The organism is Paraburkholderia kururiensis (genome assembly GCF_034424375.1).
Taxonomy (GTDB): domain Bacteria; phylum Pseudomonadota; class Gammaproteobacteria; order Burkholderiales; family Burkholderiaceae; genus Paraburkholderia; species Paraburkholderia kururiensis_A.
Window position 1 is genome coordinate 3,108,239 of the sequence record NZ_CP139965.1, and the last position, 23,142, is coordinate 3,131,380.

Genomic DNA, 23,142 nt, shown 5'->3' on the forward strand with positions numbered 1-23,142 from the left:
TTCCATAGTGATGGGATGAAGATTGCCGCGATTTACAACGGGTCCAAAGTGCCTCGACAACGCTTCAACGAAAGCGATTTTTCCATTCCCGCATGAGCGTGAAGGCCGTCAAGCGGTCCGGCACCGTTTCGTGAAGCGACTGTGCAAGCGCGGCCTGCACGGCCGGTTCGTCGGCACGCAGGAACGGATTCACCGCTCGCTCGTGCGCGATGGTGGTGGGCAGCGTGGGCTCGTTTCGTTCGCGCCGGGCGGTGGCTTCGTCGCGCCAGGCTGCGAGATCGCTGTTGGCCGGCTCGCAGGCCAACGCGAACCGGATGTTGGAAAGCGTGTATTCGTGTGCGCAATGCACCTCGGTCGCGCCGGGCAGCGCCGCGAGCGCGTCGAGCGACGCCAGCATCTGCGCGGGCGTGCCCTCGAACAGCCGGCCGCAGCCACAGGCGAAGAGCGTGTCTCCGCAGAACACGTGCGGCGTCCCGCGCGGGTCGGCCGCCTGGAAGTACGCGATATGACCACGCGTGTGGCCGGGCACGTCGATCACGGAAAATTCGAGCGCCGGCTGGGCGATGCGAACGTGGTCGCCGCCCGCGAGCGGGTGCGTGACGCAGGGAATCTGCTCGGCTGCCGGACCATAGACGGGCACCGCCTGGCCTTTCAGCAGATCGGCCACTCCGCCGACGTGGTCGTTGTGATGGTGCGTGAGTAAAATAGCGGCGAGCCGCCAGCCCCGCTTCGCCAGATACGCGCGTACCGGGCCGGCTTCGCCCGGATCGACGGCGATCGCATCGCGACCGTCCGACACGACCCAGACGTAGTTGTCTTCAAACGCCGGGACGGGTACGTATTCGTACGCAAGCGCATTCATGGGCGACGCATTCTTCAATATGTCTGACCGACCGATTATAGACTGGCCCGCCTGGATCGCCTCGCCGCCCGGCCGCTACGTGCTGGACTGGGAACAGGAGCAGTTGGACCGCGTGGTGTCGGACGTCTTCGGCTATCACGCGCTGCAACTCGGCCTGCCGCAACTCGACGGGCTGCGCGAAAACCGCATGCCGTGCCGCGGCCTGCTGCTCGACGCCCAAAGCGTCGCGAGCGCCCCCTACACCCTGCCGCGCGACGCCGGCATCGCGGGACCCGTGGCGCCCGTCTGGCCGGCGCCCGCGCCGCGCCACGCGCCCGAGGGCCGCAGCGTGGTGTGGTGCGACCTGCTCGACCTGCCGCTCGAAACGCAAAGCGTCGACCTCATCGTGATGCCGCACACGCTCGAGTTCACGAGCGATCCCCACCGGCTGCTGCGCGAGGCCGAGCGCGTGCTCATGCCCGAGGGGCAGCTCGTGATCCTCGGCTTCAATTCACTGAGCCTCTGGGGCGCCCGCCAGTCGGTTGGCAAGGTGGCGGGCCGCCCGTTCCTGCCCGGCGAGCACGACCTCATCGCGTTCACGCGCCTCAAGGACTGGATCAAGCTGCTCGGCTTCGAACTTGAACGCGGGCGCTTCGGCTGCTATCGTCCGCCGCTTGCCACCGACCAGTGGCTCGCGCGCTACGCCTTCATGGAAAGCGCGGGCGACCGCTGGTGGCCCATCTTCGGCGCCGTCTACATGGTGACGGCGATCAAGCGCGTGCGCGGCATGCGTCTCGTCGGACCCGTGAAGGTGAAAAAGCCCGTGCTGGCGCCGGGCCTCGCGCCGGCGGCCACCCCTCATCCACGCAACAGGAACTCATGACTTCTCCCGACTTCGTCGAAATCTTCACGGACGGCGCCTGCAAGGGCAATCCCGGTCCGGGCGGCTGGGGCGCGCTGCTGCGCTTCGGCACGCAGGAAAAAGAACTGTTCGGCGGCGAGGCGCAGACCACCAACAACCGCATGGAACTGATGGCCGTGATCGCGGCGCTGGACGCGCTCAAGCGTCCCTGCCGCGTGGTCGTGCACACCGATTCGCAGTACGTGCAGAAAGGCATCAGCGAGTGGATTCACGGCTGGAAGAAAAAGAACTGGATGACCGCGGCGAAAACGCCCGTGAAGAACGACGATTTGTGGAAGCGGCTGGATGCGCTCGTCGGGCGCCACGACATCGAATGGCGCTGGGTCAAGGGTCACGCCGGTCATCCGGAGAACGAGCGCGCGGACGCGCTCGCCAACCGCGGCGTCGCCGCGCTCGCTCCAACGTGATGCCGGGTTCGCACCCAGCACTCAGGCAAGCGGCCGCACCCGCTTCCCGCAACACTTCAACGTAAAACCGCCCAACATGCGCCAGATCATTCTCGATACCGAAACCACCGGCCTCAATGCGCGTTCCGGCGACCGCATCATCGAAATTGGCTGCGTGGAACTGGTGAACCGCCGGCTGACCGGCAACAACCTGCACTTCTACGTGAATCCGGAACGCGACAGCGACCCGGGCGCGCTCGCCGTACACGGCCTCACCACCGAATTTCTGAGCGACAAACCCAAATTCGCCGAGATCGCCAACGAGTTGCTCGACTTCGTGCGCGGCGCGGAAATCATCATCCACAACGCGCCGTTCGATATCGGCTTTCTCGAAGCGGAATTTGCGTTGCTCGGACTGCCGTCGTTTCGCGAGCACTGCGGCGAGATCATCGATACGCTCGTGCAGGCCAAGCAGATGTTCCCCGGCAAGCGCAATTCGCTCGACGCGCTCTGCGACCGCTTCGGCATCAGCAACGCGCACCGCACGCTGCACGGCGCGCTGCTCGACTCGGAACTGCTAGCGGAAGTCTACCTGGCGATGACACGCGGCCAGGAAAGCCTCGTGATCGACATGATCGGGGAAACGGCCGTCGCCGCTGGCGAAGCCGGCGCGCCGCTGTTGCAGGCGAGTTCGCTCGCCCTACCCGTGATCCTCGCGACCGACGAGGAACTGGCCGCGCATCAGTCCGTGCTCGACGGTCTCGACAAGGCGGTCAAGGGAACGAGCGTCTGGCGCTTCGAACCCGCGCCGGCCGCTGAGGCTCAAGGGGCGGGCAAAGCTGTCGATACGCAGGTCGCTTAAAAAGTACTTTACGAGCTGCGAGGAGTCTGACATAATGCGCAGCTCTTCGGGCGGTTAGCTCAGCGGTAGAGCACTGCCTTCACACGGCAGGGGTCACTGGTTCGATCCCAGTACCGCCCACCAGAATTCGTGGGTGTGTCGGAAGCCCGAAGAACAAAGGCCCTCAGGCGTAAGCCGAGGGCCTTTTTCTTTGCGTTTGCAAACCTCGCAGAATGCCCTTTTGGTGCGCGTTCGGTGCGTCCTTTGTGTCTCTCGCGGTGCGGTGCTCGCGCTTGATCTGAACTCGCCCGAACCGAAGCTGCTGCACAACCATCCTCCCGCGTTGCGGACCTCTTCGCGCTCACGCTTTTCTGGGTGAGCCGATCTGGATGTTCGTGTTTCGCGCACGCGTGAGCGTGGCCCTTATCGCGCTATGCGGCGCGAGCATGCTGCTCGCGATTCGAGGAAAACGCCACGCCCTCGCATGCCCTCGCGCGTTCACAACGCGCCCGCGTACTCCGGCTCCGGCAAACCGGCCACGCCGGGCTTCACGGCGAAGACCGCACCGTCGTCTTCGGATGCCCGATTCGCCGGCTGGATCGACATCACGAACAACGTATCGAGCCCGCTTCCGCCGAACGCGCACATCGAAGGCTTCACAGCAGGCACTGCGATCTCGCGGTCCAGCACGCCCTGCGGCGTGAAGCGCAAGACGCGCCCGGCGTCGTTGGCGCAAATCCAGTAGCAGCCATCGGCATCCATGGCCGCGCCGTCGGGCCGGCCCACGTAGTGATGCAGGTCCGCGAACACGCGGCGGTTGTGCGGCATGCCGGTATCCGTGTCGAAGTCGAACGCCCAGACGAGTCGACGCGACGGATGCGAGTCCGAGAGATACATGGTCTTGCCGTCGGGCGACCAGGCGAGGCCATTCTGCGTAACGAGTCCGCCGATGACGGGCGCCGACAGCACGCCCTCGGCGTCGAATCGATAAAGCGCACCGGCCGGATTGGCGAGCGACATGTCCTGCACCATCGTGCCTGCCCAGAAGCGCCCCTGGCGATCGCAGCGGCCGTCGTTGAAGCGCATGTCGGGCGCGGCGTGTACGGGTGCGGCGAGCTTTTTCACCTGCGCTCGTGGCGCTTCGTCGGACGCAGTGCCAATGCTGCCCGCCTCCGGCAGCGTCACCGCGAACACGCCGGTTTCGAGCCCCGCGATGAGGCCACTGCCCTGCGCGAACGCGATGCACGCCACGCGCTCCGGCAGCAGCCACTCCGTGCGCGCGCTGTCGTCCATGCGCAGCCGCACGATCTTCTGCGCCGGAATGTCGACCCAGTACAGCGCATTCTCCTGCGCCCGCCACACCGGGCTTTCGCCCACCTGCATGCGCCCCGCAGCGGCAATGCGTTCGACGCGGACCGTACCGCTCACCGGCTGCGCTCCATCGGCTCGCCCACCACGAACGCGCCGCCCTGGAAGCGTTGCGCAGGGTCGTCGTACGCGGCGGTCGGCGCGCTCACCGGGAAGCGGTCCGCGAACTGCGCCGAGCTGTCCTGCGGGCGGAAGCCAAGAAAGCCGACCTTGGTGTTGTCCCACCACCTGGCGGGGTTGTCCGATACGCCGTAGACGATCGCGTGTCCGACACGGTTCGTGAACAGCGAGCAGCGCACGAGTTCGATGAAATCGCGATAGCTGAGGAAGGTGACGAGCATGCGCGGATTCTTCGGCTCTTCGAACGACGAACCGATGCGCAGGCACACCGTTTCGATGCCGAAGCGGTCGTAGTAGTAACGCGAAAGTGCCTCGCCGAAGCATTTCGTCACGCCGTAGAGGCTGTCGGGACGCTGCGGCGAATCGGCGTCGAGCACTTCGGTCACGGGATGAAAACCGATGGCGTGATTGGAACTCGCAAACACGACGCGCTTCACGCCGTGGCGCTGCGCGGCGGCGTAGAGATTGTAGGTGCCGCGGATGTTGGCTTCGATCAGGTCGTCGAAGGGTGCGTCCACCGAAATGCCGCCGAGGTGAACGACCGCGTCCACGCCTTCGAGCAGCGCATCCACGGCCGCGCGGTCGGCCAGATCGACCACCGATGCCTCTTCGTGCGCCGCTACCGCATCGAGCGGCGCGACGTCCGTGATGCGGACTGTATCCGCCCATTGTGCAAGCGCCCCGCGCAACTGTTTGCCAAGGTTGCCGGCTGCGCCGGTCAGAAGCAGCCGCCGGAAAGGTTTGCGCGGTGCCGCTGATTCGTTGCTCATGAATGCCACCCAGATGGATTGAGTAATGGTTCAGTAATGGATTTGCCTCACCCTTGTCTCCGGGGCGCAGGCGGCGCGAGAGAAAACGTTTTCCTGATAATAAGGTGGTGCAGTGGACGAGTCAATCGGGCCTTACCGCGCCTGTCTGATCGGCGTTTCGTCAAGTCCTGTCGACAAAGGAAGCCGAGATACGACAACGAAAACGAGGCGGGGCGAAGGGATGAGTGACAGGAAAGGTCGTCTTCCGTGAAAATGCAGTTAACAATCCGAGAAAACGTTACCTCCATCGATGAAGAAATCGTCCCCTACCATCCGTGACGTCGCCGCCGCAGCGGGCGTTTCGGTCGCCACCGTCTCGAAGTACATGAACGGCGCGCAGCGCTTTTCCGCGCCCGTGGAGGCACGGCTGAAGGCCGCTATCGAGGCGCTCGGCTATCGCTCGAATCCGCTCGCACGCTCGATGATCACGGGCAAGACGCGCACCATCGGGCTCACGGTTCTCGATATCTCCAATCCGCACTTCACGAACATCGTGAAGGGGGCAAACCGGGTCGCGCTGCAGCACGACTACACGCTGCTGCTCGTCGATACGGAAGAAAACCAGGCGCGCGAGCGGCCGCTGATCGAGGCGCTGGCGCTGCGCGTGGACGGCCTGATCGTGAGTTCGCGCATGCCTGACGAAGCGTCGGACTGGATGCTCGAACTCAACAAGCCCGTGGTGTTGCTGCGGCGCAGCCCGCATCTGCAGATTCCGAGCGTGGGCATCGACAACCATCTGGCCACCTACATGCTCGCGCGCCATCTCGTGAACCAGGGGCATCGGCGGGTCGCCTATCTCGGCTTCGGACAGGCGCGCGTCAACGACGAGCGGATTCGCGGCGCGCGCGAGTGCCTCGCCGAGGCAGATCTCACGCTCGACGTGTACGACGCGCATGCGCCCACGGCGCAGGCGGGCGAGCGAGCCTGTTCGTCGGTGATGCTCGGGCCGTCCCGGCCCGACGCGGTGATCTGCTACAACGATCTGATCGCGCTCGGCTTCATGAAAGAAGCGGCCTCGCTCGGGTTCGGGCTGCCGCAAGACGTGTCGGTTACGGGCATCGACAACGTGCCGTACGGCGAATACGCGTCGCCCGCCCTCACGACGGTGGACATCCAGAGCGAAAAGATGGGCGAGCTCGCCATGCAGAAACTGATCGAGGCGCTTGCTGGCAAGCGCGAAAGCGGCTACGCGACCTTCGAGCCCCGCCTGATCGTGCGCGAGTCGACGATCCGGCGCGATTGAAGGAGCAACCGGGCATGCCACCCGCGGCATGATGGGCCCAACGCCGGGGCGAGCTCGGCTTCGCCCCGGCAGCGCCAACCCGCCCCAATCAAAAGCATTGCCGGTCGCCCAATTCATGTTGTACGATGACCGACATCTTCAACGAACCGCGCGCCGCGCACGTCTACCATGACCCCTCAAGAGCTCAAGACCGTCCTTTCTTCGGGCCTGCTGTCGTTCCCCGTCACCGACTTCGACGCCAACGGCGATTTCCGCCCGGACACCTACGCGGCGCGCCTCGAATGGCTGGCGCCCTACGGCGCGAGCGCCCTCTTCGCCGCGGGCGGCACCGGCGAATTCTTCTCGCTCCAGCCGGACGAGTTCACGGACATCATTCGCACCGCGGTCGAAACCTGCCGCAACAAGGTGCCGATTCTCGCGGGCGCCGGCGGCCCGACGCGCACCGCCATCGCGTTTGCGCGCGAAGCCGAGCGCGTAGGCGCGCAAGGCGTGCTGCTGCTGCCGCACTACCTCACGGAAGCGTCGCAGGAAGGCCTCGCGGCGCACGTGGAAGCGGTGTGCAAGTCCGTGAACTTCGGTGTGGTGGTGTACAACCGCGGCGCGTGCCGCCTGCAGGCCGACACGCTGGCGCGTCTCGCGGACCGCTGCCCGAACCTCGTAGGTTTCAAGGACGGCATCGGCGACATCGAACTGATGGTTACGATTCGCCGCAAGCTGGGCGACCGCTTCACGTACCTGGGCGGCCTGCCGACGGCGGAAGTGTACGCGGCGGCGTACAAGGCGCTCGGCGTGCCGGTGTATTCGTCCGCGGTGTTCAACTTCATTCCCAAAACGGCGGTCGAGTTCTACCAGGCTATCGCGAACGACGACCACGCGACGGCGGGCCGCCTGCTCGACCAGTTCTTCCTGCCGTATCTGGAAATCCGCAACCGTCGTGCGGGCTACGCCGTGAGCATCGTCAAGGCCGGCGCACGCCTAGTGGGCCACGACGCCGGCCCGGTGCGCGCACCGCTCACCGACCTCACCGACGAAGAGTGCGAGAAGCTCGACGCACTCATCAAGTCGGTCGGCGCGCAGTAATCGCGCGCGTCGCCTATCGTCGGTCGCGGCAGGTTGCGGCCGGTCACCGCCGGTTTCGTTCCGGCGGCACGCCGCTACCGTTCAATCGCAAATCAAGCCGAATCGCCGCCTGCCTGCCCGGCCGCCTCGTGCGCCCGACGCAGCCGCTCGCGGCTTTTCGCCAGATGCGTCCGCATCGCGGCGCGCGCCGCCTCCTGGTCGCGCCGCGCAATCGCCTCGTAGATGTCCTCGTGTTCCTGCCCGAGGCGCGCGGCATAGCGGTCGGCATCGTCTTCCGCGAAGCTCGCCGAGTTGAGCCGCGTGCGCGGTATCAGCGTCGTGCCGAGCTGCGCCATGATGTCGACGAAATAGCGGTTGCCCGTCGCCTTCGCAATCTGCAGGTGAAACGCGTAGTCGAGCGTCGCGGTCTCGCCGCCCGATTTCGCCGCGGCTGAAATGGCGTCGAGCGCGCGCCTCAGCGCAGCCAGGTCGTCGGGCGTAGCGCGCTGCGCCGCGAGGCTCGCGCATTCGCTTTCGAGGCTGATGCGCAGTTCGAGAATGGCCAGCACGTCGCGGATCGTCGTGATGGTGGCCGGATCGATGCCCACCGGCCGGCTCGCGCGCGCCAGCACGAAGCTGCCGATGCCGTGCCGCGTCTCGACAAGGCCGCCGGCCTGCAACCGCGAGATGGCCTCGCGCACCACCGTCCGGCTCACGCCTTGAGCCAGCATGACCTCGGTTTCCGTGGGCAGTTTGTCACCGGGACGCAGCGTGCCGGCCTCGATCTGCGCCGTGAGCGCGTCGACGACCTCCTGGGCGAGGCTGCGCCCGCGGCGGCGGGGCGAGGCTCCGGCGGGGCTGGCGGCGGGCGGCGGCACGGTGGGCGCAGACATGATGGGCAAAATCCTCGCGACAGACCGGTAGGCAAATTGCGCCGGTCCAAGGCTCGTTGAAGGGATGTTCAAGACGCTTTCAAGCCGTCTTTAAGGGTTAACGCGGGGTAGGTCTCTCAAAGCTGAGTTCATTATACTGCGTCACATGTCATCTGATGACTGATGATATTGAGTCATATCCGCTCCTGAGCGCCGGCCTCTCGCCATCCTGCGGCCCGCTCGCGTCCGCTCAAGCGCGGCAATCCATTGCCAGCAGTCCCTTCCCGGGTCCGGTCCTTCGTCATGACTGAATTCAACAAACGTATCGGCGCTTCGGCAGAATCGGCATCCGCCGTCGTTCAGCAACCGTCCGCCGCGCCGGCAGCCGTGGCGGGCGCAAGAAGCGACGCACGACGCACGCGCGCCCGTCATCTGATCGTGCTCATGCTGTTCGTCGTGACGACGCTCAACTACGCCGACCGCGCCACGCTCTCCATCACCGGCACGGCGATGCAGCACGCGCTTGGCCTCACGCCCGTCTCGATGGGTTACATCTTTTCGGCATTCGCGTGGGCCTACGTGATCGCGCAATTGCCGGGCGGCTGGCTGCTCGACCGGTTCGGCTCGAAGCGCACCTACGCACTCAGCATCTTCTTCTGGTCGGTGCTCACCATGATGCAAGGCTGGGTGGCCGGGCTTGCGGTGGGCACCGCGGTCGCCGCGCTGTTCGCCCTGCGCTTTCTCGTCGGCGCGGCGGAAGCGCCCTCCTTCCCCGGCAACAGTCGTCTGGTGGCGACGTGGTTCCCGACCGCCGAGCGAGGCACCGCCGCGGCCATCTTCAATTCGGCCCAGTACTTCGCGACAGTGCTGTTTGCGCCGATCATGGGCTGGATCACGCACGCCTTCGGCTGGCCGCACGTGTTCACGGTGATGGGTCTGCTCGGCATCCTGATCGCCGGCCTGTGGATGAAGACGGTCTATACGCCGCGCGAGCATCCACTCGTCAACGAAGCGGAACTGCACTACATCGAACAAGGCGGCGCGCTCGTCGACCTCGACCGGCAGCGCGGCGCCGCCGCCCGGCCTGCGTCGCGCGTCAAAGTGGGCGCGTGCCTGAAGGAGATGCTGGCGAGCCGCATGCTGCTCGGCGTCTTCATCGGCCAATACTGCATTACCACGATCACCTATTTCTTTCTCACGTGGTTTCCCATCTACCTCGTGCAGGAGCGGCACATGTCGATCCTGAAGGCGGGGTTCGTCGCAGCCATTCCGGCGATCTGCGGGTTCTTGGGCGGCGTGCTGGGCGGCTTGATTTCCGATGCGCTGCTGCGGCGCGGCCACTCGACCACCTTCGCGCGCAAGGTCCCGATCGTGGCCGGTATGCTGCTTTCGACGGCCATGATCGCGTGCAACTACGTCGATACGCAGTGGCTCATCGTCGCGATCATGGCGCTCGCATTCTTCGGCAAGGGCGTGGGCGCGCTCGGCTGGGCCGTGGTCGCCGACACCGCGCCGAAGGAAGCGAGCGGCCTGTGCGGCGCGCTCTTCAACACATTCGGCAACACGGCGGGTATCACGACGCCGATCGTCATCGGTTACCTCGTGCAGGGCACCGGCTCGTTTGCGGCTGCTCTGGTGTTCGTCGGCGCCAACGCGCTGGTTGCTGTCGGGTGCTATCTGTTCGTGGTGGGCGAAATTCGCCGCGTCGAACTGAAGCGCTCGCTGATTGCCCCGGCCTGATGCCTCGCCCTGCGTCGCACGGCGCATCGCGCTGCCGTGTCCACTGCGTGGCGGCCTTGCGACAAGCGGCCACGCGCCTGTGTTTTACCCCTTGCTCCCGCGTTTTTTCACCACACTGCATCCGATCATGAACGCTTCCGATTCCCTGCGCCCCACCGACGCGCCGCGCGTCACCGACCTTCAGGTCATTCCCGTCGCCGGTCGCGACAGCATGCTCTTGAACCTGAGCGGCGCGCACGGGCCTTTCTTCACGCGAAACCTGGTGATCCTCAAGGACAGCGCCGGCCACACGGGCGTAGGCGAAGTGCCGGGCGGCGAGAAGATCCGTCAGACCATCGACGACGCGCGCCCGCTCGTGGTGGGCCAGCCCATCGGGGCCTTCAACAATGTGCTGAACGAAATGCGCCGGCGCTTCGCCGACCGCGACGCGGGCGGCCGCGGCCTGCAGACCTTCGACCTGCGCACCACGATTCACGCCGTCACCGCGCTCGAAGCGGCGCTGCTCGATCTGCTGGGCCAACACCTCGGCGTGCCGGTCGCGGCCCTGCTCGGCGAAGGCCAGCAGCGCGACGACGTGGAGATGCTCGGCTACCTGTTCTATATCGGCGATCGCCGCAAGACCGACCTGCCCTACGCCGAAGGCGCCGATGCCACCGATGACTGGACGCGCCTGCGCCACGAGCCGGCGCTCACGCCCGACGCGGTGGTGCGCCTCGCCGAAGCGGCGCACGCGCGCTACGGTTTCAACGACTTCAAGCTGAAGGGCGGCGTGCTGCGCGGCGACGAAGAGATCGCGGCTGTCACCGCGCTCGCGGAGCGCTTTCCGCAGGCACGCATCACCCTGGACCCGAACGGCGCGTGGTCGCTCGCCGAGGCTGTGCGCCTGTGCCGTGACCAGCACGACGTGCTCGCCTACGCCGAAGACCCGTGCGGCGCCGAAAACGGCTACTCGGGGCGCGAGGTCATGGCCGAGTTCCGCCGCGCAACGGGCCTGCGCACGGCCACCAACATGATCGCTACCGACTGGCGCCAGATGGGCCACGCCATCCAGCTTCAGTCCGTGGACATTCCGCTCGCCGACCCGCATTTCTGGACCATGCAAGGTTCGGTGCGCGTGGCGCAGATGTGCAACGACTGGGGGCTCACGTGGGGCTCGCACTCGAACAACCACTTCGACGTGTCGCTCGCCATGTTCACGCATGTGGCGGCCGCGGCGCCCGGCAAGATCACCGCAATCGATACGCACTGGATCTGGCAGGACGGGCAGCGTCTCACGCGTGATCCGCTGAAGATCGTGGGCGGCAAGGTGGCGGTGCCGCAGCGCGCGGGGCTTGGCATCGAGCTCGACATGGACGAGGTGGCGAAGGCGCACGAGCTGTACAAGCAGCACGGCCTGGGCGCACGCGACGACAGCGTCGCGATGCAGTACCTGATCCCGAACTGGACCTTCGACAACAAGCGCCCCTGCCTCGTACGCGGCGCGTAACGCCTGGCACCTGTCGCGCGCGACTACGCCTGCTTCAAGGTAGCATCGAGCGCGCGGGCGGCGATGCGGTCCCGCTCGGTGACGAGCGGGACGCGGAACACCGTCTGCCGGTTATGGCCTGCGGCCGCCGGCGAATCCCACAGCAATTCGACTCTCGGCCAGCGTCCCCAGCCTGCAAGGCTCGCCCGGTTCGGTGTAGCGCGCACCGCCCGGGGAAGCGCCGCACCCGTACCGGCCGGAACGGGATCTGAGCCAGGCTCGCCCACGCCTGCGGCGAACGATGAAATAGACATACCAGGCGCAGAAGCCGGTGCAGGCGACTGGGTCGTCCGAGGCCAGCGCACCGAGAGTTCGCGGGCGTCGTATTGCCCGATCTTGCGGCTTTCTGCCCAGACCACCGCGGTGCGCGTCGTCCCATCGAGCGATACCGCGTAGCGGCCAATCGCAAACCGACGCGCGGCGATGTTGGTTCTCCACAGCGCGCGCGGCCGACAAATCCAGAGCACGACGGCATAAAGCGTGGGGGCCGCCACGAGCCAGCCATTCGTATCCGCGACAGCATGGACGGCGCGGCGCCATCCCGCCGTCCACACGAACGCGCCCACCGTCCAGACAGCAAAGAGGAAACCGAGAAAGGCGAAGAGCCGCAGCGCCTGGCGCAGCCATTGGGGCAGCGGATGAAACGGACGTTCTGCCCGCGCCCGCGCACCGGGCAAAAAGATCAGCAGGAACAGGAAGACGAGGTTGATGCAGGCCCACGGCGACGACGCCATGGCGGTGAGTGCGGAGAGCAGATGCATCTCCGACATCGAAAACAGCCAACGGACGAGAATCACGAGACCGATGGCGCGCAGTGCGAAGAGCGTGCCCGCGCCGGGCGCCGCGTTCGCGCGCGTCTGTTTCGTTCTCGTCAAGGCGATTCTCCTGTCGTGTGCGGCGCCGCATTTTTACGGCACGGCCATTATAGGGATATTGGGATGGCGCCTCATTCCTCACGTGCCGAAAAACACCTTTCGCGATGCTTTCCGTCTGCGCAGTGCGGCGCAGACGCAACAACGCCCCGTTGCCGGAGGCAAACGGGGCGTTGTTCGCGGCGCTTCAGAACAGCACGTGCACCTCGAAACGCGCCTAAGCGCGACTGCGATCAGCCCGCGGCGACTTCGCGCAGCACCGTGCGACGCTTCTGACGCAGCAGTTCTTCGTAGACGGCCACGTAGTTCCTCGCCATGACCTTCGACGAGAAGCGCGCTTCGAACGCCTTGCGCACGTTCTCGCGCGGCAGGCTCGACAGACGCTTCACGGCAGCCACCGCGCTGATCTCGTCTTCCACGACGAAGCCCGACACGCCGTTCTCGATCACCTCGGGCACCGAACCGCGCTTGAACGCGATCACCGGCGTGCCGCAGGCCATCGCCTCGATCATCACGAGACCGAAGGGCTCCGGCCAGTCGATCGGGAACAGCAGCGCGTGCGCGCCGCCCAGGAACTCGGCCTTCTCGGCTTCGCTGATTTCGCCAATGTACTCGACGTGCGGCAACGCCATCAGCGGCTTGATCACTTCGTCGTAATAGGCTCGGTCGGCCTTGTCGAGCTTGGCGGCAACCTTCAGCGGCATACCGGCCTGCTCGGCGATGCGGATGGCCGTGTCGAGACGCTTTTCCGGCGAAATGCGGCCGAGGAACGCGAGGTAGCTCGGCTTGGTATCCGTGCGCGGCGTGAGCAGATTGTCCGGCAGACCGTGATAGACGGTCTGCATCCACTTGGCCTGCGGCAGCGGAATGCGCTGGTTGTCGGAAATCGACACGACCGGCACGTCGTTGAACGTGCTGAACACGGGCTGCAGTTCGGGCAGGTCGAGACGGCCGTGCATCGTCGTGACGAACGGCACCGGCTGACGCGAGAACAGCGAGAAGGGGTAATAGTCGATGTGGAAGTGCAGCACGTCGAACTCATCGGCGCGGCGGCGCACTTCTTCGAGCAGAAGCATGTGCGGCGCGACCGTGTCGCGGATGGTCGGGTCGAGGCGCAGCGCCTGCGGCCAGAACGCTTCGAGCTTTGCGGAAGTCTGCGAATCGCCGCTTGCGAAGAGCGTCACATCGTGGCCCTGTTCGACGAGCGCTTCGGTCAGGTAGGACACCACCCGTTCCGTGCCGCCATACAGCTTGGGAGGAACCGCCTCGTGCAACGGAGCGATTTGAGCGATTCGCATAGTGGAGAACTCCTTCCTCGTAATAAATCGGGCAAAAATACTGCAGGTTGACTGATTGGCCACCGCTATGGACTGTGCGGGCCATCCCCGGCAGCAAGCCCCATTCCCGGCAGCGCCCGTCTGCCCTCATGACAGGACGGTACACCGGCGGTAAACGTTCAGAAAGAACTGGCGTTGACAGTTCTTCAAAATTCTGTAATTTGCCGGCCAGGCGAGGCGTATTATCCGCGCTGCAACAATTCGGCCGAGCCCAACATTTCAAAATCTTTACGTTGTTACAAAGCCGAAACACTTTGCAACCCATTGTTTTCTAAGAGACTTCTAGATTGGAACGCTCCCGCGGCCGCCCTTGCGGGGTTTGTTCGGGCGGTCCGGTGCGCTACCGGCATCCAGCCGGCCCGCGCCTTGCTCAAGTCCCCGCGCCGGGACCGAATGCAATCTGTAATTGTAACGTTAATTGCCCCCGATATCCGTGTTGAACCACCGCAGCAACAACGGGTCGACGAGGCATGCACCCCGCCGTTCTGTCGCGCTATGATGCGCGGCCCATGCGGCAAACCGTACAGCGGAGCGCGGCATGCACGTTTAAAATGCCGGAACGCCTATCCGCTCTCGCCGTCACTCGCCGTTGCGGCATCTCCGCAACCCGGCCGCGTAGCCAACCACCCGTTGCTGACCGACGACACGCTCAATTGGAACATTTGACTACCGCCCAGCGTAACGCCCAGAACGCAAAGCTCGCGAGCTATGCGCACCGGCCGCTCGCGTTCCTTTTCCGCTTCATCCGCCGCCATCCGCTGGCGCACGCCATCGTGCTCGCCAGCGTGTTCGCGGCCGTGGGCTGCGCGCTTGCATCGCAGTACGCCATCAAGCATCTGATCGACGTGCTGGGCGCCGGGCGCAACCATCCGGGGCCGCTGTGGGGCGCGTTCGCCATCCTCGTGGGCCTGATCGCCGCCGACAATCTCCTGTGGCGCGTAGGCGGCTGGGTTGCGGCTCACACGTTCGTCGCCGTAACCGGCGACCTGCGCCGCGACCTGTTCCAGTACCTGAGCGGCCACTCGCCAACGTACTACGCCGAAAAACAGCCCGGTACGCTCGCGAGCCGCATCACGGCGACCTCGAACGCCGTCTACACGGCCGAGAACACGATGGCGTGGAACGTCCTGCCGCCCTGCATTGCGGTGATGGGCGCGATCGTCATGATCATCACGGTCAACCCGCTGATGGCGGGCGGCCTGCTGCTGTGCTCGGCCATTCTGTCGGTCATCCTCTACAAGCTCGCGGGCCGCGGCTCGGCGCGGCACCACCAGTTCGCCACGCGCGCCGCGTCGGTGGACGGCGAACTCGTCGACGTGATCGCCAACATGGCGCTCGTGCGCGCGTTCGGCATGACGCTGCGCGAACAAAAGCGCTTTGGCGCCACCGTGAAGGCCGAGATGGACGCGCGCCAGAACAGCCTGCTTTATCTCGAAAAGCTGCGGCTGCTGCACGCCGTGATCACCGCGCTGCTCTCGGCGGGGTTGCTCGGCTGGGCGCTGTGGCTGTGGAACCAGGGGCGCGCCACCTCGGGCGACATCGTGCTCGTGAGTTCGCTCGGCTTCACGATCCTGCACGGCACGCGCGACCTCGCCGTTGCGCTGGTCGACGTCACCCAGCACATCGCGCGGCTTGCCGAAGCCGTGCAGACACTGCTGGAGCCGCACGGCATGCCGGACCGCAACGACGCCACCACGCTCGTGGCCACCGGCGGACGCGTGGAGTTCGACAGCGTCACGTTCGCGTATCCGCGCCGCAAGCCGATTCTCGACCACTTCGACCTGCGCATCGAGGCCGGCCAGCGCGTGGGTCTGATCGGCAAGTCGGGCGCGGGCAAGTCCACCGTGCTGGCGCTGCTGCAGCGGTTCTACGACCCGCAGGGCGGCCGCATTCTGATCGACGGCCAGGACATCGCCGCAGTCACGCAGGACAGCCTGCGTCACGCCATTGCGCTCGTGCCGCAGGACATCTCGCTCTTTCACCGCACGATCTACGAGAACATCGCCTACGGCCGCCCTGATGCCACGCGCGAAGAAGTGATCGCGGCGGCGCGCGAGGCGCGCTGCACCGACTTCATCGAAGCCATGCCGGAGGGATTCGACACTATCGTGGGCGACCGCGGCGTGAAGCTCTCGGGCGGTCAGCGGCAGCGCATCGCGATTGCGCGCGCCATCCTGAAGGACGCGCCGATCCTGCTGCTCGACGAAGCGACGTCGGCACTCGACAGCGCGTCGGAAGAAGCCATCCAGCAGGCGCTGGACAGACTGATGGTGGGCCGCACGGTGATCGCCATCGCGCACCGCCTGTCGACGCTGCACAACTTCGATCGCATCATTGTGATGAGCACAGGCAAGGTAATCGACGACGGCAGCCCCGAAGAGCTGCGCGAGCGCCCGGGCCTGTACCGCGACCTGCTCGCCAAGCAGTACGGCAAGACTTCCGCGCTGCATCTGGGCAGCAAGAAGGTCAACGAAAAGCACGTCGCCTGAGGCCGGCAGGCCTCGTCCGGCGACGCGCATCGACCACTCCAGTCCCTACTCTGCCGCCAGCGGCACCTGTGGCACGGGCCCGTCGCTCGCCGCGGGCGGCACAGCATCTTCGCTACGCTCGCCCGCACGCGCCAGGTCGCGCATGAAGTTGTCGCGCCATACCGAGACGTTGTTCTCGCGCAGCTGCGCCATCATGTCCCGATAGCGGGCCTGCCGCTCCTCGAGCGGCATCGCAAGCGCGATAGCCAGCGCGTCGGCCATGCCGTCGATATCGAACGGATTCACGATGAGCGCGCCGCCCAGTTCCTGCGCCGCGCCCGCGAATTGCGACAGCACCAGCACGCCCGGATTCTCCGGGTCCTGCGCCGAGACGTATTCCTTCGCCACGAGATTCATGCCGTCGCGCAGCGGTGTGACGTAGCCCACGTGCGACGCCCGAAAGAGCGCAGCCAGCACGGACCGCTCGTATTGACGATGGATGTAGCGGATGGGCGTCCAGTCCAGTTCGGCGAAACGCCCGTTGATGCGGCCCGACTCGGCTTCGAGCCGCAGCCGGATGTCCTGATACGCGTGCAGATCCGCGCGCGTGGGCGGGGCGATCTGCAGGAACGACACCTGATTGCGCTGCGCGGGCGCAAGGTCGATCAACCGCTCGAATGCGCGAAAGCGCTCCACGAGCCCTTTCGAGTAGTCGAGCCGGTCCACGCTCATGATGACCTTGCGCGAATGCAGCGTCGCCTTGAGCGTGCGCACCGGCTTGCCGCGCTCGCCGGCTTTCGCCAGCTCGGCGATCTCGTCCGGATACACACCGATCGGATAGGCTCCCGCGCGCAGCGTGCGGCCGAACGCCCGCACACTCGTGAGACCGTCGGGCCGCACTTCCACCGCGCCCGCCGCCTCGTTCACGATGTAGTCGCAGAACGCGCGCAGGTCGGGCGCCGTCTGGAAACCGAGCAGATCGAACGCGCAGAGCGCCTCGACAAGTGAGCGATGCGGCGGCACCGCGAGCAGCACCTGCGACGCGGGAAACGGAATGTGCAGGAAAAAGCCGATGCGGTTCTTCACACCGGCCGCGCGCAAGGCCTGGGCGAACGGAATCAGGTGATAGTCGTGGACCCAGATCACGTCGTCAGGGCGCAGGAGCGGGACCAGTTGCTGGGCGAGCCAGGTGTTGACGCGGCAATAGCCTTCGAAGTCGTGGCGATCGTACTGGATCAGATCGGCGCGGTAGTGAAACGCGGGCCACAGCGTCGCGTTCGAGAAGCCTCGGTAGTACTGATCGTAATCGCGCCTCAAGAGGCCGATGGTCGCGAATGTCACAGGGCCGCGTTCTTCGAGCTGGATCTCCAGTTGTCCCGACGAAAGCACGTCGCCGCTCCAGCCGAACCACATGCCCCCGGTTTCCTTGAGCGCGTCGTAGACGCCGACGGCCAGACCGCCCGCCGCAGGGCCGCCCTCCGAAATAGGCGCCACGCGGTTCGACACGATGATCAATCGGCTCATGAAAGGCAGGTTCCGTACGAAGACAAATGGAGCGACGCGGGCACGCGGCGAAGGCCGCAACGTACCGCGACGCGCAAGCTCACGCCGCGCCCTGGGCGTGCGCGACGATCGAGCCCAGCCAGGCGAGCAGCGAGTCGACCGACTCGACCCGCGCGCGAGCGATGGTATCGCCGGCACCGACCTTGATAGAGAGTCCGCCGTGCTCGTTGACCACGGCGAAGCCCTTCTCGTCGGTCAGATCGTCGCCGGCGAAGAGCGGCGTGCGGCCGGCAAACGGCGGCTCGTCGAGAAAGGCGCGCAGTGCGCGGCCCTTGTCGACGTCCTTGGGCTTGATCTCGTAGACCATCTTGCCGGGCTGCAACACGTAGGCGCCGGCATAGTCGGCGACCAGACGTTCCGTGGCCGCGCGGGCGACCGCTTCGCGCTCGGGTGCGTTGCGGTAGTGAAGCGCGAGCGCGGCACCCTTGATCTCCAGCAGCATGCCGGGATTGCGGCTCACCACGTCGGCGAGCACCTGCTCCATGCGCAGCAGGCGCTCGTCGTTGAAACCGATGCGCTGGGTGTCGCCGTTCGCGTCACGCCGCTCGGCGCCGTGCATGCCCGCCACGGGCAGGTCGGGAATGCCGAGAAACGAATCGATGCTGTCGATGCCGCGCCCCGACACGATGGCCACCGCGCCATGCGAGAGACGGCGCAGGTCGTGGAGCAGCGACACCATTTCGGTGGGCACGAGAATGCCGTCCGGCGTAGGGGCCAGTTCGACGAGGGTGCCGTCAAAATCGAAGAAGAATGCCGTCTGGGAGGGCGTGACCACGGCAGGAAGGAGTTGCATCTGTTTTCTGGCCTCTCGGCGCCGTGCGCCGGAAAAGTGAGCGAATCTTACCGCGCATCAGACAATTTTTCGACCACGTCAGTCCGGCGCGAACCTGAAGAGCCTTGCACGACGAAGCGACGACGCGAGCGCGCGGGGTGTCGTGGCGGGTGGAGCGCCGTGGGGAGCGCTTCCATGCAGATCCCGAACAATCGGGCTGCATGCGCCTTTCACCGCGCTCACGGCGCGCGCACCGCCTGCGGCAAATTGCCTCGCCGCCTCCTGCTTTCCCCGCCTTTTCAGCGCCTTTTGCGCGCCCGGAAAGGCCACTGCAAGGCAGCGGGGAGCCGTTTTTGCTAGAGTCGCAGCCAGGACGCGACAAGCCGTCGCATTCACTGCGCCACTCCGCAGCATCGTTGCGCACCGCCATCTACGTCAGTTAGTCGGCCGAGGCTCAGCTAAAGCAACGGCCAACGCGGGCTCGCCACCACGGCGGTGCACTGAAGATCGAACTTCCGGACACGCCTTTGTTCCCCATCTTTGCACCTGGAAACAAACTGGGAGCCGGCAACCGCCCAGGTTCGCGGCACCCGCCCACCCGCCGACCACCGCGCCGGCACAGAGTCGTAGCATCTCTCGTGCTCGCGGCAGCGCTTGCCGGTCTCTCTGCATGCTCGCGCGACAGCCAGCCCTGGCAGCTTACGAACGTGAGCGGACATCTGCCCGACCTGACCTTCTCGCTGACTGGCGACGACGGCCGGCCCACCACCGCGCAGGCATTCAAGGGGCAAACGGTGCTCCTGTACTTCGGCTACACGCATTGTCCCGACGTCTGCCCCGAGACGATGGCGCGGCTCATGCAAGTGATCGGCAAGCTGGGCCCCGACGCGCAGAAGGTGCGCATTCTCTTCGTGACCGTCGATCCCGCCCGCGATACCGCACGTGCCCTGCACGATTACGTCGCCGCCTTCGACGCCGAGCACGCCCGCGGCCTCACCGGCACAGACGGCCAGATCGAATCCATCGCGCAGCGCTACCGCGTGGCCTATCAGATGGAAAAGCGCGATCCCAACGGCAACTACGAGGTCACGCATAGTTCCGCGGTCTACGTGTTCGATGCGCAAGGGCGGGCCCGGCTCATCGCCACCGATCAGGACTCGCCCGATGCTATCGCGCATGACGTGCGGCGCGTAATCGAATCCGCGTCGTCCGCGTCATAAGCCGCTCGTTTTCTCTGCGCCGCTTAACTGAACCGCTCAACTGAAGCCAAGCCCATTCCCTTGCCCACCCACCTCACCATGTCGATCCGCCATCCATTGCTTGCTTCCCACGCTCGCGCGGCCACGTTGGCCGCGCTTTTCGGTGCCGTCTTCATCGGCGCCCCGGCCCTGGCCGCCGAAGCCCACGCGCTCACCGCACGCGACGCCTGGGTGCGCTGGCTACCCAACAATCTGCCGGCGGCCGGCTACGTCACGCTTGCCAACGACAGCGACAAGCCGGTCGATCTCCTCGACATTTCGAGCGACGACTACGGCAGCGCGATGCTGCATCAGACGGTATCGAACGGCTCCACGCAAAAGATGGTGATGGTCGACAAGCTCACGGTGCCCGCGCACGGCTCCGTCGCGATCGCGCCGGGCGGCTATCACCTCATGCTCGAGAAGCCCGCGCACAAGATCATGCCGGGCAGCATCGTGCATCTGAAGCTGAAGTTCTCGGACGGCGAGACGCTCGATACCGCGTTCCCGGTGAAGCCGCCCACCGGCGCACAGTGAGCGGCAGGCACGGCTGACATCGTGATGAATCTGCTCTATTGGCTCGAACCCTGGGAGCCGTCGCCGACGGTCGTGATCGCCATCGTCGTCGCGGCGGTGCTGTTCGTGCGCGGACAGCGCAAGGCCCGCGTGTCGATGGCGCGCCGCTTCTCGTTCTGGCTCGGCCTCGCGGGACTCTACGTCGCGCTGCATACACGGCTCGACTACTTCTTCGAGCATGAGTTTTTCATGCACCGCGCGCAGCATCTCGTGCTGCATCACCTGGGACCGTTCTTCATCGCCCTCGCCTACCCGGGCGCCGCGTTGCGCGCCGGCATTCCGTTCGCGTGGCGACAGCGCTTCGTGCGGCCGGCGCTTGCGGCGCGGCCGGTGCGGGCCGTCGTGGACGTCGTCATGCATCCGGTTGTTGCCGTCGTGCTGTTCGTGGGGCTCATCTATTTCTGGCTGCTCTCGCCGATCCACTTCATGGCGATGCTCGACTGGCGGCTCTATCGCGTCATGAACTGGAGCATGGTGATCGACGGTCTGATGTTCTGGTGGCTCGTGCTCGACTCGCGGCCCGCGCCGCCCGCGCGGCTCTCGCCGGGCCGGCGCGTGCTGGTGGTGATCGCCGCGATTCCGCCGCAGATCGTGCTCGGCGCGTTCATCTTCTTTTCGCCGCGTGAGCTTTATCCGATCTATTCGATCTGCGGACGCGCGTTCACGTGGCTCAGTCCGCTGCGCGATCAGCAGATCGGCGGGCTGCTGCTGTGGATTCCGGGATCGATGATGAGCGTGATTGGCGCGGTGCTCGCCCTGCGGCACTGGATGCGGCTATCGGCGCGTGCGCGGCTGCGCGAGGAACGGGTCGGGACCACGCCGGTAGCGGCCCGTCATGACGGCGACACCGTCGGCAAAAGCACCGGCGAGTCCGGCGCCGCGACGGCGAAGAGCGGCGCCTGAAGACGGCGGCGCCGGACAGCGCTCAGCCCGCCGAGCGCATCCAGACGTGCGGGATGCCGTCTTCTTCGTGAATTTCGGAGATCGGCTCGAACCCGAAGGCGCCGTAGAACTTCTGCAGATGCGCCTGCGCATGGAGCCGGATCGGCACGTGAGGCCACTGCGCGCGAATATGAAAAAGCGCGCGGTCCAGCATCGCGTTGCCGAGCTTGATACCGCGAAACGGCGCAGTCGTGAGCACCCGGCCGATGCGGATGTCGGGGTCCGATGCATCGGGCAGCAGCACGCGCAGATAACCCGCCACCTTCGGACGGACGCTCTTCGCGGCACCTTCGGCCGCTCCGTCCGCTTCAGCCGGATCGACGCCGTAGGCGAAGAGATGCCACGCGGTCGTATCGAGGCCGTCGATGTCGCCGTACAGACAGTTCTGCTCCATCACGAATACCGCCGCGCGGGCGGCCAGCATGTCGTAGACCTCGACGGTCGTGAGGTCGTCGAAGGCCTTCCAGCGCCATTCGACCTGCGGAAACTCGGGGATGCTCGGTTGCTCGGCCATGGGACGTTCGGAACACTGCGGGAATACGCGATTATGCCGTGCTCGCCGGGCAATGGGCAGAGCCGCCCGGACGCCGCGTTGCGCCCGCGGACATTCGCCGCGGGCGGCCCACGCTACAGATGCGCGCGTAAAAAGCCGACCACGTCGCGCTCGATTTGCCGATGAATCTCCGCTCGGTCGACGCCCGGCGCATCCTGACACACCAAGGGCTCATCGGCCGCAATCGAGTTGGGACAAGGATCGATGAAGACGAAGTGATTGCCCGGCACGACCTCCGTTTGAGGCCTTGGCTGCAAGCCGGTCGCAACGGCGAGCGCATTGGCCGCAGCGCCCAGATAGGCCTCGTTTTGCGGACGATAGAGCAGCGTGGGCACATGCACCGCAGCGAGCGCCGACGCATCGAACATGACGGCCAGCGGGTCCATCAGCACGAGCGCCTTCACGCGCGGGTCCAGAGGCGGCTTCCATGCCGCGAGTTCGGGCGTGACGGCCGAGGTCGATTCAGCGACGGGTTGGGTTCCACCCTCCGCGGCTCGACGCGGACACGAACCGGGATCGTCGTGCATCGCGCAGTATGCGATCGCGGCACGAAAGTCCGGCTTCGCTCCCGCAAGGATCAACGCGGTGTAGCCGCCGGCCGAGAAGCCGATCATGCCGATACGGTGTTCGTCGACGCTGGCCGCGAACCGTCGATCAGCCAGGACGGCGTTGAGCGAAGCCTCGGCCTGCCGGGGACGGTCGATCAGAATCCGCGACTGGGTCGGTGCCGGCGGCGAACCGTACGCATCGCCCACGTGCGTCGGGAGGACGACGATGAAACCGGCGCGCGCGAGCGCGGTCGCCAGTTCGCGATGACTCATCGGACCGCCGCGCCGGCCATGCGAAATGAGCACGACGGGAAAACGCCTGTCCGCGACGGGCGTGGCGTTGCGGGTCGCTTCAATCAGGAACGGCCCCGCGTGCCAGGCCGTGTCTGGATCGCGGGTGGGATAGAAGACGACGGTGTCGATGGGCGCGGTTGGGTCCGCGACAGTCAGGCGGATGACGCCCGCATTGAAGCGCGCTGCATCGGTCTCAGCCCGGGCAGCGCAAGCAAACGCGATAAACAGCACGACGGTCACTATCCAGCGCATG

The 23,142-nt window shown here is 66.0% G+C and carries 21 protein-coding genes and 1 tRNA gene; 12 read left to right on the forward strand and 10 right to left on the reverse strand.

Annotation, left to right across the window (positions count from 1 at the left end; translation table 11 throughout):
* Positions 1-64: 64 nt before the first annotated feature.
* Complete coding sequence (gloB, locus tag U0042_RS13770) at positions 65-862, reverse strand: hydroxyacylglutathione hydrolase (RefSeq protein WP_114810304.1); 798 nt, start codon at positions 860-862, stop codon at positions 65-67.
* Between the two features lie 19 nt (positions 863-881).
* Between gloB and U0042_RS13775 the strand changes: the two genes are divergently transcribed.
* The 4 genes from U0042_RS13775 (at position 882) to U0042_RS13790 (ending at position 3,134) form a co-directional block, all read left to right on the forward strand.
* Positions 882-1,724: a class I SAM-dependent methyltransferase gene (locus U0042_RS13775; protein ID WP_114810401.1), complete on the forward strand. Its 843-nt coding sequence runs from the start codon at positions 882-884 to the stop codon at positions 1,722-1,724.
* Positions 1,721-2,170 (forward strand): ribonuclease HI, encoded by a 450-nt coding sequence (gene rnhA / locus U0042_RS13780; RefSeq protein ID WP_114810303.1) that lies wholly within the window; start codon positions 1,721-1,723, stop codon positions 2,168-2,170. The genes U0042_RS13775 and rnhA overlap by 4 nt, the downstream gene beginning before the upstream one ends.
* Positions 2,171-2,246: 76 nt before the next feature.
* On the forward strand, positions 2,247-3,011 hold the full coding sequence (gene dnaQ / locus U0042_RS13785; protein ID WP_114810302.1) for a DNA polymerase III subunit epsilon: 765 nt from the start codon (positions 2,247-2,249) through the stop codon (positions 3,009-3,011).
* A gap of 48 nt (positions 3,012-3,059) precedes the next feature.
* A tRNA-Val gene (locus U0042_RS13790) sits at positions 3,060-3,134 on the forward strand.
* 354 nt (positions 3,135-3,488) lie between these two features.
* Here the strand turns inward: U0042_RS13790 and U0042_RS13795 are convergent.
* Positions 3,489-4,373, reverse strand: coding sequence for an SMP-30/gluconolactonase/LRE family protein (locus tag U0042_RS13795; RefSeq protein ID WP_114810400.1), 885 nt, complete (start codon positions 4,371-4,373; stop codon positions 3,489-3,491).
* Positions 4,374-4,414: 41 nt separating this feature from the next.
* Positions 4,415-5,248 (reverse strand): NAD-dependent epimerase/dehydratase family protein, encoded by an 834-nt coding sequence (locus U0042_RS13800; protein WP_114810301.1) that lies wholly within the window; start codon positions 5,246-5,248, stop codon positions 4,415-4,417.
* Between the two features lie 289 nt (positions 5,249-5,537).
* Here U0042_RS13800 and U0042_RS13805 point away from each other — a divergent pair, with 289 nt between their 5' ends.
* Entirely contained in the window at positions 5,538-6,530 is a 993-nt protein-coding gene (locus U0042_RS13805; RefSeq protein ID WP_114810300.1) for a LacI family DNA-binding transcriptional regulator, read from the forward strand.
* 168 nt (positions 6,531-6,698) lie between these two features.
* Positions 6,699-7,610, forward strand: coding sequence for a 5-dehydro-4-deoxyglucarate dehydratase (kdgD, locus tag U0042_RS13810; RefSeq protein WP_114810299.1), 912 nt, complete (start codon positions 6,699-6,701; stop codon positions 7,608-7,610).
* 92 nt (positions 7,611-7,702) lie between these two features.
* Here kdgD and U0042_RS13815 read toward each other — a convergent pair whose 3' ends face one another.
* Positions 7,703-8,482: a FadR/GntR family transcriptional regulator gene (locus tag U0042_RS13815; RefSeq protein ID WP_114810298.1), complete on the reverse strand. Its 780-nt coding sequence runs from the start codon at positions 8,480-8,482 to the stop codon at positions 7,703-7,705.
* Positions 8,483-8,905: 423 nt separating this feature from the next.
* On the opposite strand from U0042_RS13815, the gene U0042_RS13820 reads away from it, so the two are divergent.
* Positions 8,906-10,201, forward strand: a complete 1,296-nt coding sequence (locus U0042_RS13820) for an MFS transporter (RefSeq protein ID WP_232833314.1) — start codon at positions 8,906-8,908, stop codon at positions 10,199-10,201.
* A 127-nt stretch (positions 10,202-10,328) separates the two neighbouring features.
* Positions 10,329-11,687 (forward strand): glucarate dehydratase, encoded by a 1,359-nt coding sequence (gene gudD / locus U0042_RS13825; RefSeq protein ID WP_114810398.1) that lies wholly within the window; start codon positions 10,329-10,331, stop codon positions 11,685-11,687.
* A gap of 23 nt (positions 11,688-11,710) precedes the next feature.
* Here the strand turns inward: gudD and U0042_RS13830 are convergent, their stop codons facing one another.
* Both U0042_RS13830 and U0042_RS13835 read right to left on the reverse strand, forming a co-directional pair.
* Positions 11,711-12,601, reverse strand: a complete 891-nt coding sequence (locus U0042_RS13830) for a hypothetical protein (protein ID WP_114810297.1) — start codon at positions 12,599-12,601, stop codon at positions 11,711-11,713.
* 230 nt (positions 12,602-12,831) lie between these two features.
* On the reverse strand, positions 12,832-13,896 hold the full coding sequence (locus U0042_RS13835) for a glycosyltransferase family 4 protein (protein WP_114810296.1): 1,065 nt from the start codon (positions 13,894-13,896) through the stop codon (positions 12,832-12,834).
* 692 nt (positions 13,897-14,588) lie between these two features.
* On the opposite strand from U0042_RS13835, the gene U0042_RS13840 reads away from it, so the two are divergent.
* Positions 14,589-16,424, forward strand: a complete 1,836-nt coding sequence (locus U0042_RS13840; protein WP_114810295.1) for an ABC transporter ATP-binding protein — start codon at positions 14,589-14,591, stop codon at positions 16,422-16,424.
* A 45-nt stretch (positions 16,425-16,469) separates the two neighbouring features.
* On the opposite strand, the gene otsA is transcribed toward U0042_RS13840, so the two are convergent.
* Positions 16,470-17,927: an alpha,alpha-trehalose-phosphate synthase (UDP-forming) gene (gene otsA / locus U0042_RS13845; protein ID WP_198665261.1), complete on the reverse strand. Its 1,458-nt coding sequence runs from the start codon at positions 17,925-17,927 to the stop codon at positions 16,470-16,472.
* 79 nt (positions 17,928-18,006) lie between these two features.
* Positions 18,007-18,759 (reverse strand): trehalose-phosphatase, encoded by a 753-nt coding sequence (gene otsB, locus U0042_RS13850; RefSeq protein WP_114810294.1) that lies wholly within the window; start codon positions 18,757-18,759, stop codon positions 18,007-18,009.
* A gap of 506 nt (positions 18,760-19,265) precedes the next feature.
* Between otsB and U0042_RS13855 the strand changes: the two genes are divergently transcribed.
* The 3 genes from U0042_RS13855 (at position 19,266) to U0042_RS13865 (ending at position 21,455) form a co-directional block, all read left to right on the forward strand.
* Positions 19,266-19,958 (forward strand): SCO family protein, encoded by a 693-nt coding sequence (locus tag U0042_RS13855; protein WP_419150515.1) that lies wholly within the window; start codon positions 19,266-19,268, stop codon positions 19,956-19,958.
* Positions 19,959-20,036: 78 nt separating this feature from the next.
* A complete protein-coding gene (locus tag U0042_RS13860) occupies positions 20,037-20,513 on the forward strand; it encodes a copper chaperone PCu(A)C (protein ID WP_114810292.1) in 477 nt (158 codons plus the stop codon).
* Between the two features lie 24 nt (positions 20,514-20,537).
* Positions 20,538-21,455: a cytochrome c oxidase assembly protein gene (locus tag U0042_RS13865; RefSeq protein ID WP_114810291.1), complete on the forward strand. Its 918-nt coding sequence runs from the start codon at positions 20,538-20,540 to the stop codon at positions 21,453-21,455.
* A 22-nt stretch (positions 21,456-21,477) separates the two neighbouring features.
* On the opposite strand, the gene U0042_RS13870 is transcribed toward U0042_RS13865, so the two are convergent.
* Together U0042_RS13870 and U0042_RS13875 are read right to left on the reverse strand one after the other, a co-directional pair.
* On the reverse strand, positions 21,478-22,008 hold the full coding sequence (locus U0042_RS13870) for a GNAT family N-acetyltransferase (protein ID WP_114810290.1): 531 nt from the start codon (positions 22,006-22,008) through the stop codon (positions 21,478-21,480).
* A 113-nt stretch (positions 22,009-22,121) separates the two neighbouring features.
* The gene (locus U0042_RS13875; protein ID WP_114810289.1) at positions 22,122-23,141 is read right to left on the reverse strand and encodes an alpha/beta hydrolase family protein; all 1,020 of its coding nucleotides are present in this window, start codon (positions 23,139-23,141) and stop codon (positions 22,122-22,124) included.
* Between the last annotated feature and the right edge of the window lies 1 nt (position 23,142).

What these genes read in the sequence shown, in the direction of transcription:
- gudD (WP_114810398.1), top strand. Translation starts at nt 10,329, where the DNA reads ATGAACGCTTCCGATTCCCTGCGCCCCACCGACGCGCCGCGCGTCACC.
- U0042_RS13800 (WP_114810301.1), bottom strand. Translation starts at nt 5,248, where the DNA reads ATGAGCAACGAATCAGCGGCACCGCGCAAACCTTTCCGGCGGCTGCTT.
- U0042_RS13795 (WP_114810400.1), bottom strand. Translation starts at nt 4,373, where the DNA reads ATGCAGGTGGGCGAAAGCCCGGTGTGGCGGGCGCAGGAGAATGCGCTG.
- U0042_RS13860 (WP_114810292.1), top strand. Translation starts at nt 20,037, where the DNA reads ATGTCGATCCGCCATCCATTGCTTGCTTCCCACGCTCGCGCGGCCACG.
- kdgD (WP_114810299.1), top strand. Translation starts at nt 6,699, where the DNA reads ATGACCCCTCAAGAGCTCAAGACCGTCCTTTCTTCGGGCCTGCTGTCG.
- gloB (WP_114810304.1), bottom strand. Translation starts at nt 862, where the DNA reads ATGAATGCGCTTGCGTACGAATACGTACCCGTCCCGGCGTTTGAAGAC.
- U0042_RS13865 (WP_114810291.1), top strand. Translation starts at nt 20,538, where the DNA reads ATGAATCTGCTCTATTGGCTCGAACCCTGGGAGCCGTCGCCGACGGTC.
- rnhA (WP_114810303.1), top strand. Translation starts at nt 1,721, where the DNA reads ATGACTTCTCCCGACTTCGTCGAAATCTTCACGGACGGCGCCTGCAAG.
- U0042_RS13775 (WP_114810401.1), top strand. Translation starts at nt 882, where the DNA reads ATGTCTGACCGACCGATTATAGACTGGCCCGCCTGGATCGCCTCGCCG.
- U0042_RS13815 (WP_114810298.1), bottom strand. Translation starts at nt 8,482, where the DNA reads ATGTCTGCGCCCACCGTGCCGCCGCCCGCCGCCAGCCCCGCCGGAGCC.
- U0042_RS13835 (WP_114810296.1), bottom strand. Translation starts at nt 13,896, where the DNA reads ATGCGAATCGCTCAAATCGCTCCGTTGCACGAGGCGGTTCCTCCCAAG.
- otsB (WP_114810294.1), bottom strand. Translation starts at nt 18,759, where the DNA reads ATGCAACTCCTTCCTGCCGTGGTCACGCCCTCCCAGACGGCATTCTTC.
- U0042_RS13870 (WP_114810290.1), bottom strand. Translation starts at nt 22,008, where the DNA reads ATGGCCGAGCAACCGAGCATCCCCGAGTTTCCGCAGGTCGAATGGCGC.
- dnaQ (WP_114810302.1), top strand. Translation starts at nt 2,247, where the DNA reads ATGCGCCAGATCATTCTCGATACCGAAACCACCGGCCTCAATGCGCGT.
- U0042_RS13820 (WP_232833314.1), top strand. Translation starts at nt 8,906, where the DNA reads ATGCTGTTCGTCGTGACGACGCTCAACTACGCCGACCGCGCCACGCTC.
- U0042_RS13875 (WP_114810289.1), bottom strand. Translation starts at nt 23,141, where the DNA reads ATGCGCTGGATAGTGACCGTCGTGCTGTTTATCGCGTTTGCTTGCGCT.
- otsA (WP_198665261.1), bottom strand. Translation starts at nt 17,927, where the DNA reads ATGAGCCGATTGATCATCGTGTCGAACCGCGTGGCGCCTATTTCGGAG.
- U0042_RS13805 (WP_114810300.1), top strand. Translation starts at nt 5,538, where the DNA reads ATGAAGAAATCGTCCCCTACCATCCGTGACGTCGCCGCCGCAGCGGGC.